At 61.7% G+C, this 12,402-nt stretch carries 10 protein-coding genes; 7 read left to right on the forward strand and 3 right to left on the reverse strand.

Annotation, left to right across the window (positions count from 1 at the left end; all coding sequences use genetic code 11):
• Nucleotides 1-105: 105 nt before the first annotated feature.
• The 6 genes from HBR94_RS07950 to HBR94_RS07975 all read left to right on the forward strand — a co-directional run bounded on the left by HBR94_RS07950 (nucleotide 106) and on the right by HBR94_RS07975 (nucleotide 9,030).
• The gene (locus tag HBR94_RS07950) at nucleotides 106-1,023 is read left to right on the forward strand and encodes an NAD synthetase (protein WP_169959883.1); all 918 of its coding nucleotides are present in this window, start codon (nucleotides 106-108) and stop codon (nucleotides 1,021-1,023) included.
• Entirely contained in the window at nucleotides 1,023-1,466 is a 444-nt protein-coding gene (locus HBR94_RS07955) for a hypothetical protein (protein WP_170044475.1), read from the forward strand. Before HBR94_RS07950 ends, HBR94_RS07955 begins: the two co-directional genes overlap by 1 nt.
• A gap of 12 nt (nucleotides 1,467-1,478) precedes the next feature.
• A complete protein-coding gene (locus tag HBR94_RS07960) occupies nucleotides 1,479-1,937 on the forward strand; it encodes a hypothetical protein (protein ID WP_057437428.1) in 459 nt (152 codons plus the stop codon).
• Between the two features lie 237 nt (nucleotides 1,938-2,174).
• Nucleotides 2,175-5,459 carry a transglutaminase family protein gene (locus HBR94_RS07965; RefSeq protein WP_120731413.1) on the forward strand — a complete coding sequence of 1,095 codons (3,285 nt, stop codon included), beginning with the start codon at nucleotides 2,175-2,177 and terminating at the stop codon, nucleotides 5,457-5,459.
• Nucleotides 5,460-5,653: 194 nt separating this feature from the next.
• Nucleotides 5,654-8,140 (forward strand): circularly permuted type 2 ATP-grasp protein, encoded by a 2,487-nt coding sequence (locus HBR94_RS07970; protein WP_170044476.1) that lies wholly within the window; start codon nucleotides 5,654-5,656, stop codon nucleotides 8,138-8,140.
• Nucleotides 8,140-9,030 (forward strand): transglutaminase family protein, encoded by an 891-nt coding sequence (locus tag HBR94_RS07975; RefSeq protein WP_115127263.1) that lies wholly within the window; start codon nucleotides 8,140-8,142, stop codon nucleotides 9,028-9,030. Before HBR94_RS07970 ends, HBR94_RS07975 begins: the two co-directional genes overlap by 1 nt.
• 175 nt (nucleotides 9,031-9,205) lie before the next feature.
• Here the strand turns inward: HBR94_RS07975 and HBR94_RS07980 are convergent, their stop codons facing one another.
• The gene (locus HBR94_RS07980; RefSeq protein WP_057437435.1) at nucleotides 9,206-9,394 is read right to left on the reverse strand and encodes a hypothetical protein; all 189 of its coding nucleotides are present in this window, start codon (nucleotides 9,392-9,394) and stop codon (nucleotides 9,206-9,208) included.
• Nucleotides 9,395-9,776: 382 nt separating this feature from the next.
• Between HBR94_RS07980 and azu the strand changes: the two genes are divergently transcribed.
• Entirely contained in the window at nucleotides 9,777-10,223 is a 447-nt protein-coding gene (azu, locus tag HBR94_RS07985; protein ID WP_057437438.1) for an azurin, read from the forward strand.
• A 133-nt stretch (nucleotides 10,224-10,356) separates the two neighbouring features.
• Here the strand turns inward: azu and nadE are convergent, their stop codons facing one another.
• Nucleotides 10,357-11,184, reverse strand: a complete 828-nt coding sequence (gene nadE / locus HBR94_RS07990) for an ammonia-dependent NAD(+) synthetase (protein ID WP_057437440.1) — start codon at nucleotides 11,182-11,184, stop codon at nucleotides 10,357-10,359.
• A 3-nt stretch (nucleotides 11,185-11,187) separates the two neighbouring features.
• Nucleotides 11,188-12,402, reverse strand: a complete 1,215-nt coding sequence (gene pncB, locus HBR94_RS07995) for a nicotinate phosphoribosyltransferase (RefSeq protein ID WP_057958168.1) — start codon at nucleotides 12,400-12,402, stop codon at nucleotides 11,188-11,190.

The raw sequence follows: 12,402 nt of genomic DNA on the forward strand, positions 1-12,402 counted from the left end.
CCACATTCGACCGCATTCTCATGCTGGAACTCGGTCAACTGTGGGAGCGGGCTTGCTCGCGAAGGCGCCAGTTCAGACACCACCTATTTCAAGGAAGAACACCCCATGAGCAACCCCTTGCTCAACATCGGCATGGACTCCAACCGCTCCCAGTTCATGGCGCGCCAGCGCATCGAAAGCCAGATCAACCTGCCACGCCTGTTCGCGGCCATCGACGCCGACCCCGGCATCGTCGGCGCAGGGGTGGTGTATATCGACGCTGACTTCAATGTCATTACCCTGCGCGAGTTCAAGCCGATCTGCAGCATCAAGCCCAAGCGCATCATTTTGCGTGAGGCGCAGAGGTACATTTCGCCGGCGCAGTTTGCCAATCAGGTGGCTAACAACCCGCGTGAGTCCCGGTTGGTGGGCGAAGCAGTCAATACGACCCTGTCTTGTGCGGGCGCAATCCTCGGTTGGATTGTTGTGTTCAGCGGTACAGTCGCCGTGCCTTTCACGGGTGGCGCGAGCCTGGTGGTGGCGGGTATCGGTGCGACGGCTGCAGCGGCCAGTACTGTGCAATGTGTCGTCGGGGGGGTGAGAACTATCAACGAACTCAATGACCCGGCAGCCAACGACGATATGGATAGCGAGGACTGGTATCGCTATGCAATGCCGGTATTGGACGCCGCTTCACTGCTGGGTGCCGGCGCCTCTACTCTGACCACTCTTCGGCTGCTGCAGGCTCGAAAGGTGACCACTGGCAGAAGTTGGTACGAGTTGTCCAAGGGGTTGACCCGCCAGCAACGCAAGGCGCTCACCAAAGAGTTGCTGAGCCTGAAAGATCCAAGACTGAGCAATAAACTCTTGAAACTGCGCCAGCGCTCCGGTCTGCTGGCCAAGCGCTATTCAGCTAGCGAGATCAATCACGCTACTGTGACGCAGATCAGAGACTCCCTCGGGGCTGCCGTTGGTCTTACCGGGAGCGCTATATCAGGCAACATTCGAACGATTGCAGTTGGCCTCTATGAGGAGGTTGAGTGATGGATCGTCCGGGTTCATTAAGAGCTTTTTTGGCGCAATATTTTCCAGCGTTTATATGCGCGTTCTTCCTTGCCTGCTTCTCTCTCTCTGCCGCTATTTCATTGGCATCAAGTACATTTTTTCGCAGTGACCCAGAGCGGGCGCGTTACTCTTTTCTGGCGGCAGTTTTCTTGGGCTTGCTCTTGGCGTTCAGCCATTTCGTCATGATCAGAGGGCGAGAATGGGGGGCTTGGGCTATCGCAGCCTTCTACGTTGTATGTTTGCTGGTCGTGTTGCCAACCTATAGCTATCGGCCACATATGGCAGCGTATGTAATGGGGCTGCTGTTTCCGTTGGCGGGGTTGCTGCTGCTCAATAGCAAGCGCCATCGCGAAATGCGCCAGCGGCTGCTCGAAATACGCCACCTGCGCCAAGCCGTAATCGCAGCGCGCAAAAAGCGTTGATGGGGTAAGCGAATGAACGAGTTAATGACGCTACGCGACTTTTTCAGGCAATACTTTCTGACGTTTCTGGGTGGTGTATTCGCTGCGTATTTTTCGTTGGCATTGGCTGTTGCGCTGGCGTTCGTCACTTATTTTCGTGATGTGCCGCTGGCTCAAGTGGGGCTCAAGATCATGTTGGTCGGGGCGCTGCTCATTCTGTTGACGGTCCATAGCAACTTTATGATTTTGCGGGGCCGACCCTCCTGGGTGTGGGTGATGGTCGGTATCTACCTCGCCTGTCTAGTGTTTGTAGTTCCAATGGTTCAGTACCAGCCTCATAAAGTTCTCTATGGGTTGGCGCTGTTATTCCCATTCCTTGGATTGTTGACACTTAACAGCAAGGTTCAACGAGAGATGCGTACAAAACTCGTTGGAATCCGTCGCATTCGGCAGTCTGTCAAATCAACCGCTAGATCGAGTAGTCGCATGTGAAGGCGTTGCCTTCGATAACCGGTTTCAACGCAACGCGCAAAAAGCGCTGATTGGGTAGATTCACCACTGCGCCCCGCACTTGCGCCACAAATATGTGCAACCCTCGCACCACGACGGCCGCTCTCGCGCCGTTTTGGTGCTGTACTGCATCGGCTCCCTCGATAAAGCGCAATGACCGCCGCTCTGGCATAAGTCTTGCGCGCTTTGTGTTCATGCTCTGGCTCGCAGGAGGCCGCCGTGTCGATTCATGTCGCGTTGCACCATGTTACGCATTACCGTTACGACCGCGCTGTGGAGCTTGGCCCACAGATTGTGCGTCTGCGACCGGCGGCCCATAGCCGCACGCGGATCCTGTCCTACGCGCTGAAGGTGCTGCCCGAGCAGCATTTCATCAATTGGCAGCAAGATCCCCAGGGCAATTACCTGGCGCGCCTAGTGTTTCCGGAAAAGACCGATGAGCTGCGTATCGAGGTCGACTTGGTCGCCGAGATGGCGGTGTTCAATCCGTTCGACTTTTTCCTTGAGCCCTACGCCGAAAAAATCCCCTTCAGCTACGCCGCCGACGAGCAGCGCGAGCTGGCGCCGTATCTGGAAACTCTGCCGCTGACGCCGAAGTTTGCTGCGTACCTGGCCGGTATTGACCGCACGCCGCTGCCGGCCGTGGATTTCCTGGTCGGCCTCAACCAGCGCCTGGCGGCGGATATCGGCTACCTGATCCGTATGGAACCGGGCGTGCAAACCCCGGAATTCACCCTCGAAAACGCCTCCGGCTCGTGCCGCGACTCGGCCTGGCTGCTGGTGCAGCTGCTGCGCAATCTGGGTTTGGCGGCGCGGTTTGTCTCCGGTTACCTGATCCAGTTGACCGCCGACGTCAAAGCCCTCGACGGGCCCTCCGGCACCGAGGTGGACTTCACCGACTTGCACGCCTGGTGCGAGGTGTATTTGCCCGGCGCCGGCTGGATCGGCCTGGATGCCACCTCCGGTCTATTCGCCGGTGAAGGGCATATCCCATTGGCCTGTAGTCCCGATCCATCGTCTGCCGCCCCGATCAGTGGGCTGGTGGAGCCGTGCGAGTGTGAGTTCACCCACGAAATGTCGGTGGAGCGCATTTGGGAAGCCCCTCGGGTGACCAAGCCCTACACCGAAGAACAATGGCTGGCGATCCAGGCCCTGGGCCGGCAGATTGATAGCGATCTGCTCAAGGACGATGTGCGCCTGACCATGGGCGGCGAACCGACCTTTGTGTCCATCGACGACCCCGACGGTGCCGAGTGGAACACCGCTGCCCTGGGCCCGGACAAGCGCCGACTGTCCGCCGAGCTGTTCCAGCGCATGCGCAAGCACTACGCGCCCAAGGGCCTGGTGCACTTCGGCCAGGGCAAGTGGTACCCCGGTGAGCAATTGCCGCGTTGGTCGCTCAATTGTCATTGGCGTCGGGACGGTGTGCCGGTCTGGCACAACGACGCGCTGATCGCCGACGAGCAGCAAGACTACGGCGCGGATGAGGTCATGGCCGGGCGCTTCCTGGCGAGCATTGCCGAGCGCCTGAAGCTCCCTGCGCGCTTTGTATTCCCAGCCTTCGAGGACAATTTTTACTACCTGTGGCGCGAAGGTGCCTTGCCACAGAACGTCAGCGCCCAGGATTCGCGCCTGGAGGATGAGCTGGAGCGCGAACGCCTGCGCAAGGTGTTCAGCCAGGGCCTGGATAAAGTCATCGGTCATGTGCTGCCCCTGGCGCGCACCGCAGCCAATGATCGCTGGCAGAGCGGCCGCTGGTACCTGCGCGACACCCATTGCCGGCTGGTGCCGGGTGATTCGCCGCTGGGCTATCGCTTGCCCCTGGCTTCGCAGCCCTGGGTGACGGCGGCAGATTACCCCTTTGTGCACCCCACCGATCCCAATCAAGATCTGCCGGCGCTGGCCATCAGCGCGTCAGCCCCGGGCGAGCCGGCCCCCAGCGACGAGCGTGTGCCCAAGGTCGACGAGTCTGCCGACTGGCTGACCCGCACTGCCTTGTGCGCCGAAGCGCGGGGAGGGCGGCTCTACCTGTTTATGCCGCCCCTGGAGCGGGTCGAGGATTACCTGGAGTTGGTGACCGCCATCGAGGCCACCGCCCAGGAACTGCATTGCCCGGTATTGCTGGAAGGCTACGAGCCGCCGAGCGACCCGCGTCTGAGCAACTTCCGCGTGACGCCAGACCCTGGCGTGATCGAGGTCAACGTGCAGCCGTCCGCCACCTGGGACGAACTGGTGGAGCGCACCGAGTTCCTCTATGAAGAGGCCCGGCAAACCCGCCTGACCACCGAAAAGTTCATGATCGACGGGCGCCACACCGGCACCGGCGGTGGCAACCACTTTGTGCTGGGTGGGGCCACGCCCAAGGATTCGCCGTTCCTGCGCCGCCCGGACCTGCTGCGCAGCCTGATCAGTTACTGGCATAACCATCCGTCGTTGTCGTACCTGTTTTCCGGGCTGTTTATCGGCCCGACCTCCCAGGCGCCACGGGTGGATGAGGCGCGCAATGACGCGTTGTACGAACTGGAAATCGCCTTTGCGCAGATGCCCGCGCCAGGCGAGGAATGCCCGCCGTGGCGGGTGGACCGCTTGCTGCGCAACTTGCTGATCGACGTCACCGGCAATACCCACCGCGCCGAATTCTGCATCGACAAGCTCTACTCGCCGGACGGTGCTACCGGGCGCCTGGGCCTGCTGGAGCTGCGCGCCTTTGAGATGCCGCCCCATGCACGCATGAGCCTGACCCAACAGTTGCTGCTGCGCGCCCTGGTGGCGCGCTTCTGGCGTGAGCCCTACGCGCCGCCGAAGCTGGCGCGCTGGGGCACGGAGCTACACGACCGCTTCCTGCTGCCGCACTTTATCGAGCAGGACTTTGCCGACGTGATCGTCGAGCTCAACGCCGCCGGTTATCCACTGCGCGCCGAGTGGTTCGCGGCACACCTGGAATTCCGTTTTCCCAAGGTCGGCGACTATGCCGTCAGCGGTATCGAGTTGGAACTGCGCCAGGCCCTGGAGCCCTGGCATGTGCTGGGCGAAGAGGGCGCGGCGGGCGGTACGGTGCGCTACGTGGATTCATCCCTGGAGCGCTTGCAGGTAAAACTCAGCGGCCTGGCGCCGCAGCGCTATGTGCTGACCTGCAACGGGGTGGCGGTGCCACTGCACGCCACCGGCCGGGTGGGGGAATTCGTCGCGGGCGTGCGTTATCGCGCCTGGCAACCGGCCAATTGCCTGCAGCCGACCATCGCAGTGCATGCACCGCTGGTGTTCGATTTGCTGGATACCTGGATGCAACGCTCCCTGGGCGGCTGCCAATACCACGTGGCCCATCCGGGTGGGCGCAATTACGACAGCTTGCCGGTGAATGCCAACGAAGCGGAAAGCCGGCGCATGGCGCGGTTTTTCCGCCTGGGTCACAGCCCGGGCAAATTGCCGGTGCCGGCGATGGTGATCAACGATGAACTGCCAATGACCCTGGATCTGCGGCGGTTCCCCAATAAAAATGACTAAACACAACCCCACCTGTAGGCGCGGGCTTATGTGGGAGCGGGCTTGCCCGCGATGACCGAGTATCAGCCAGGACATGCATTGGCTGACGCACTGCTATCGCGAGCAAGCCCGCTTCCCCACACGGCCAGTTTCCACAGAGGATTTGCAGTGTTTGTTAGGTTAATCTGGCTTCCCTTGCCCCTGCCGAGCGTTCCATGTCCGACTTGCTCGACCGTTACCCGCTGACTGCGGGCACCTATCACGAACTGCTGGATGGCAGCGGCGCGGTGCGCGCCCATTGGCAGCGCCTGCTCGACCACCTGCAGCGCAGCACCCCGGCGCAACTGGCCCAGCGCCAGGCGTTGCTGACGCGGCAGATCCAGGAAAACGGCGTGACCTACAACGTCTATGCCGACCCCAAGGGCGCCGACCGCCCATGGGAGCTGGACCTGCTGCCCCACGTATTGGCGGCGGATGAGTGGGCGTACTTGTCGGCAGGCATTGCCCAGCGTGCGCGGTTGCTCAATGCGGTGCTGGCCGACCTGTATGGCCCGCAACGCCTGATTGCCGAAGGCTTGCTGCCGGCAGAACTGGTGTTCGGGCATAACAACTTCCTCTGGCCGTGCCAGGGCATCCAGCCGCCCGATGGGGTGTTCCTGCACCTGTACGCGGTGGACCTGGCGCGCACCCCGGATGGCCGCTGGTGGGTCACGGCAGACCGCACCCAGGCGCCCTCCGGCGCCGGTTATGCCCTGGAAAACCGCACCATCGTCTCCCGTGCATTCCCGGATTTGTATCGCGACTTGCAGGTGCAGCACCTCACCGGGTTCTTCCGTACCCTGCAGGAAACCCTGGCCCGCCAGGCGCCCGGTGATGACCAGCCGCCGCTGATCGTGCTGCTGACCCCGGGGCGCTTCAATGAAAGCTATTTCGAACACCTGTACCTGGCCCGCCAGCTTGGCTACCCCTTGGTAGAAGGCGGCGACCTGACCGTGCGCGACAGCACGGTGTACCTCAAGACCCTCAGCGGCCTGCGCCGCGTGCACGCGATCATGCGCCGCCTGGACGATGATTTCTGCGACCCCCTGGAACTGCGCACCGACTCGGCCCTGGGCGTGCCCGGCCTGCTGGATGCGGTACGCCAGGGCAATGTGCTGGTGGCCAATGCCCTGGGCGCCGGCGTGCTGGAGTCCCCTGGACTGTTGGGTTTCCTGCCGAAGATCAATCAATTTCTGTTTGGTGAAGAACTGATCCTGCCGTCCATCGCCACCTGGTGGTGCGGCGAGGCCCCGGTACTGGCCGAAGCCCTGGAAAAACTGCCGGAGTTACTGATCAAACCGGCGTTCCCTTCGCAAAGTTTTGCCCCGGTGTTTGGCCGCGACTTGAACAACGAACAACGCCAGGCCCTGGCCGAACGCATGCAGGCGCGCCCATACGCCTACGTGGCCCAGGAGCTGGCGCAGCTGTCCCAGGCGCCGGTCTGGCACACCGTGGATGATCATCTGCAACATCGCGCCATCGGCATGCGCGTGTACGCGGTGGCCGGTGAGGATGGCTACCGGGTGCTGCCGGGCGGCCTGACCCGCGTGGCAGCCCACGCGGACGCCGAAGTGGTGTCGATGCAACGCGGCGGGGCGAGCAAGGACACCTGGGTGCTGGGCGAGCGGGCCCCCGGTGGCGAGCAATGGCGTGCGCAGCGGGTGATTGGCACCCATGACCTGGTGCGTCGCGACCCCTACCTGCCTTCGCGGGTGGTGGAAAACCTGTTCTGGTTCGGCCGTTACTGCGAGCGCTGCGATAACAGTGCACGCTGGCTGCGTGTGGTGCTCGCGCGCTATGTCGATGGTGACGACCCGCTGGCCCTGCAGGCCGCCGTAGAACTCGGTGAGAGCCTGCGCCTGCTGCCGGAGGAGGGCGAGTTGCCCGAGCGCCTGCTGCAGGCCCTGCTCGGTGATGACTGGCCGTCGAGCCTGCGCGCCAACTTGCAGCGCTTGCAGTGGGCGGCGTCCCAGGTGCGCGGCAAGCTGTCCCGGGAGAACTGGCAGGCTCTGGTGGAGTTGCAGCGCGAAGCCTTGGAGCTGGAGCGCGAGACGCCGGATTTTGGCGAGCTGCTGGATTTTCTCAATCGCCTGGTGATGTCGCTGGCGGCCTTGTCCGGCTTTGCCCTCGACGACATGACCCGCGACGAAGGCTGGCGCTTTTTGATGATGGGCCGGCGCATCGAGCGCCTGCAGTTTCTCAGCAGCAGCCTCGCGGCCTTCCTGCGCGGCGTGGCGGTGTTCGACCAGGCCGGGCTGGAGTGGTTGCTGGAGTTGGGCAACAGCAGCATCACCTACCGCTCGCGTTACCTGGCAGTGCCGCAATTGATTCCGGTGCTGGACCTGTTGCTGCTGGATGAACAGAACCCCCACGCGGTGGTGTTCCAGCTCAAGCTGGTGAGTCGCACCCTGCGTCGCCTCAACGATGACTTCGGCGTGCCTCGGGAGACCGGGCTGGCGCCGCTGGTGGAGCGCCTGTCGCGCTTTGACCTGGGTTGCCTGGAGAACCCGTTGTTTGGTGACGCCAGCGTGCGCGCGGCCCTCGACGGCCTGGCGGACCTGTTGCAGGCGGTCGCCGATGAAAGCGGGCAAGTCTCTGATCGCCTGGCCCTGCGCCATTTTGCCCATGTGGATGATGTCAGCCAGCAAACGGTGTCTGTGTAATGAGCGCGCGCTATCAGATTTTCCACGATACCCATTATCACTACGACAGCCCGGTGTCCCTGGCCCAGCAACTGGCGCACTTATGGCCGCGCCCGTGTGCGTGGCAGCGCTGCACTTCACGGCAATTGGAGATCAGCCCCGAGCCGACGGCGCGCCGTGATGAGCTGGATGTGTTCGGCAACCCGATCACCCGGCTGGCGTTCGAGCGGCCCCATGATGAATTGCTAGTCAACGCCGGCCTGACCGTGGAGGTTTTGGCCCGGCCTGTGCTGGATTTCAACCAGTCACCGCCCTGGGACCAGACCCGCAACCGCCTGACCTACAGTGGCCAGCCGTTGTCGGCAGAGGCGATCGAGGCGTGCCGCTATCGTTTCGAATCGCCCTACGTGCATTTGAAGAAAAACTTCGTCGATTTTTCCGAGAGCTGCTTTCCGGCTGGCCGGCCGCTGTTGCTGGGCGTGCAGGCGTTGATGGAGAAGATTTTCAGCGAGTTTACCTTCGATGCCGAAGCCACCCAGGTCGCCACGCCGCTGGTGGAGGTGCTGGAGCGTCGACGGGGGGTGTGCCAGGACTTTGCCCACCTGATGCTTGCCTGCCTGCGCTCACGGGGCCTGGCGGCGCGTTACATCAGTGGCTACCTGCTGACCCAGCCACCGCCCGGCCAGCCACGGCTGATCGGCGCTGATGCGTCGCACGCGTGGGTGTCGGTGTTTTGCCCGTTGTCGGGCTGGGTGGATTTTGATCCGACGAACAATGTGCAGCCGGCACTGGAGCACATCACCCTGGCCTGGGGCCGGGATTTTTCCGATGTCTCGCCGTTGCGCGGGGTGATTCTGGGAGGGGGCAGCCATGACCCGGAAGTTCGGGTGACGGTGATGCCGCTGGAATAACCGATGCGGTGTGGCCAATGCTCCCGTGGAGAGCAGGCCGCTGTGGCGAGCGTGTGCTGTGGCGAGGGCGCTTGCTCCCGCTGGACTGCGTAGCCGTCCCAGTTCTGGGACCACTTCGCGCCCCAACGCGGGCAAGCCTGCTCGCCACAGGTCAGGCATTCATTGAGGCGGGGGTTCAGGCCTCGGGTGCCGGGTCTTTCGGGGTTTCAGTTTCGTCAGCAATCACTTCCCCTTCAGCATCCGGGTTCAGTGCGCCTGCTTCTTCGTCGGCCGCAGCTTTCTTACGTTGCAGCTTTTCCTCTTTCTTCTGTTCCTTGGCCAAGTCTCTCTGACGTTTGGCGAAGGAGTAATTAGGTTTTGCCATGGGCGATCCTCTGGGGTCGAAGGTGAGGTTGAGCGGCGGGTATTCTGCCTTTAAACGGGCTCCAAGGGGTAATCGGGTTTCAGAATCGTCTCTGCTGACTAAACGTTAGTCGACATTAACCGTTTCGTAAGTACCGCTGGCGCCACAGGCGTAAGCGGCAAGCAGGCTGCATAACAGGCTATTGAGGTGCATGGCTCGGACTCCAGGAAGGAAAGATGAGCCGATCATAGGCAGCGTGCGGCACTTTGGCTGGTTGATTCTGTCGATCAGTCTGATAGCCTAAAGTTGTATACAATCTGTTGATTCAGATCATTGGTACATCTGCCTGCCTCAGGCACCCTTGTCGCATATGCGTTTTTTAAACCCTGCCTTGGAGATTCACATGTTCGCCAAAATCGTTGCTGTTTCCCTGCTGACTCTGGCCAGCGGTCAGTTGCTCGCTGCAGAGTGCAAGGTCACTGTCGACTCCACCGACCAAATGTCCTTCGACACCAAGGCCATTGAAATCGACAAGAGCTGCAAGACGTTCACCGTTGAGCTGAAGCACTCGGGCAACCTGCCGAAGAACGTCATGGGCCATAACTGGGTGCTGACCACTGAGGCTGATATGCAGCCGGTTGCAACCGAGGGCATGGCCGCCGGTATCGACAACAACTACCTGAAAAAAGACGACACCCGCATCATCGCCCATACCAAGATCATCGGCGCTGGCGAGACCGACTCGGTGACCTTCGATGTGTCCAAGCTCAAGGCTGACGGCAAGTACATGTTCTTCTGCTCGTTCCCAGGCCACATCGCGATGATGAAAGGCACTGTGACCCTGAAGTAAGGCCACAGACCGCGTTATCGTTCGTCACCGGCAAGCCCGCCCCCACATTTTGATGTATGAATACATTCAACTGTGGGAGCGGGCTTGCCCGCGATAGCGGCCTGACAATCAATACACAACCACCCGCCTCACCTCAAGGCGCAAACGGCATCACCCGCTTGTGCTCAGTCTTGCGATAGGTCTCGCAGATAATCCTGAACGCTTCCTCACGCACCGGCTGGCCGTGCAGGAACGCATCGATTTCGGTATAGGTCACGCCATGGGACGCTTCATCCGGCTTGCCCGGTGAGAGGTCTTCCAGGTCGGCTGTCGGGATCTTCTCCACCAGCGACTCGGGCGCACCAAAGTACCGGGCAATCGCCCGTACCTGGTTTTTCACCAGCCCGCTCAACGGCGCCAGGTCGCAGGCGCCATCACCAAACTTGGTAAAAAACCCCATCACCGCTTCCGCCGCATGGTCGGTGCCGATCACCAGGCCACTTGCCGCGCCGGCGATAGTGTATTGCGCGACCATGCGCATCCGCGCCTTGGTATTGCCCAGTACAAAATCGCGGGACACCGCCGCCTTGCCCTCGAAGGCCGCTACTTCATTGGCCAGGGCCTTGACCGCCGGGCCGATGTTGACCGTGTGGCGTTCGTCGGGGTTGATGAAGTCAACGCTGGCCTGGGCATCGTGTTCGTCGAACTGGGTCTCGTAAGGCAGACGCACCGCGATAAAGCGGTAAGCGTCATCGCCTTTGAGCGCGCGCAGCTCTTTCATCGCCCGCTGGGCCAGCAGGCCGGCGGTCAGGGAGTCGACGCCGCCGCTGATGCCCAGCACCAGGGTCTTGAGCCCCGAATTGAGCAGGCAGTCCTGGATAAAGGTAATCCGCCGGGCCACTTCCGCTTCGAGGGCGGCGTGGTCCTGGAACGGTGGTTGGACCTTGAGCTGTTCAGCAATCTCACGCTGTACGGCTTGCATGATTCACTCCTCGCTAGAGATGGCAGGTACTTTGAAAACGTGGCGCAAGTAGGCGACGAAGTTCGGATCCGTGCAGTGGGTCTTGCCCGCTTCATCGGAGATCTTCGCCACGGGCTGGCCATTGCAGGCGGTCATTTTAAGCACGATGCTCATCGGTTCCACACCTGGAATGTCACAGGTCAGGTTGGTACCGATGCCAAAGCTGACATTGATCCGACCGCGCAGCGCGCGGAAAATCTCCAGGGCCTTGGGCAGCGTCAGGCTGTCGGAGAACACCAGGGTCTTGCTCATCGGCTCGATGCCCAGCTTGTGGTAATGGGCGATGGCTTTTTCGGCCCACTGCACCGGGTCGCCGGAGTCATGGCGCAGGCCGTCGAACAGCTTGGCGAAGTACAGATCGAAATCGCTGAGGAAGGCATCGGTGGTGATGCAATCGGTCAGGGCGATCCCCAGCAGGCCACGGTACTCGCGGACCCAGCAATCAAGGGCGGCGATCTGGCTGTCGATCAGGCGCGGGCCCAGTTGCTGGTGGGCCATGATCCATTCGTGGGCCATGGTGCCCAGGGGCTTCATGTCCAGTTCGCGGGCCAGGTGCACGTTACTGGTGCCGACGAAACGGCCGGGGAAGTCGTGCTTGAGCACATTCACCACTTCCTCCTGCACGCGGTAGGAGAAGCGCCGGCGGGTACCGAAGTCCGCGACCTGCAACTCGGCCAGCTCGTCGCTGCTGGCATTGGCGGTCAACCAGTCGAACTTGCGATACAGCTGCTCGCGGGCCTGCTCCAGGATGATGGTCGGGTAGCGATAGCGGTTGCGCACTTCGCTGACAATCGCCAGTAGCGGCACTTCAAACAGGATCACATGCAGCCAGGGGCCGCGCAGGCGGATAAACAGCTCGCCGTTCTCGATGCCGGTCTGCACATAGCGCAGGTTGAAGCGGAACAAACCCAGGAAGCGCAGGAAGTCCGGCTTCATAAAGCTGATGCGTTCCAGGAAACCCAACTGGTCCGGGCTCAGGCTCAACTCGGCGAGGCGCTCGATCTGGTAGCGGATTTCTGCCAGATAGGGGCGCAGGTCCTCGCTGTTACGGCAACGGAATTCCCATTCAACTTCCACGTTGGGGTAGTTGTGCAGCACCGCCTGCATCATGGTCAGCTTGTAGAAGTCGGTGTCGAGCAGGTTCTGCACGATGCGATCGGCAAACACACTCTCGCTCAT

It is taken from the genome of Pseudomonas sp. WS 5412 (genome assembly GCF_012985615.1).
In the GTDB taxonomy this organism is placed as follows: domain Bacteria; phylum Pseudomonadota; class Gammaproteobacteria; order Pseudomonadales; family Pseudomonadaceae; genus Aquipseudomonas; species Aquipseudomonas shahriarae.

Coding starts and splice junctions, on each gene's coding strand:
- azu (WP_057437438.1), top strand. CDS start 9,777: ATGTTCGCCAAAATCGTTGCTGTTTCCCTGCTGACTCTGGCCAGCGGT.
- HBR94_RS07975 (WP_115127263.1), top strand. CDS start 8,140: ATGAGCGCGCGCTATCAGATTTTCCACGATACCCATTATCACTACGAC.
- HBR94_RS07955 (WP_170044475.1), top strand. CDS start 1,023: ATGGATCGTCCGGGTTCATTAAGAGCTTTTTTGGCGCAATATTTTCCA.
- HBR94_RS07950 (WP_169959883.1), top strand. CDS start 106: ATGAGCAACCCCTTGCTCAACATCGGCATGGACTCCAACCGCTCCCAG.
- HBR94_RS07960 (WP_057437428.1), top strand. CDS start 1,479: ATGAACGAGTTAATGACGCTACGCGACTTTTTCAGGCAATACTTTCTG.
- nadE (WP_057437440.1), bottom strand. CDS start 11,184: ATGCAAGCCGTACAGCGTGAGATTGCTGAACAGCTCAAGGTCCAACCA.
- HBR94_RS07980 (WP_057437435.1), bottom strand. CDS start 9,394: ATGGCAAAACCTAATTACTCCTTCGCCAAACGTCAGAGAGACTTGGCC.
- pncB (WP_057958168.1), bottom strand. CDS start 12,402: ATGAGCGAGAGTGTGTTTGCCGATCGCATCGTGCAGAACCTGCTCGAC.
- HBR94_RS07970 (WP_170044476.1), top strand. CDS start 5,654: ATGTCCGACTTGCTCGACCGTTACCCGCTGACTGCGGGCACCTATCAC.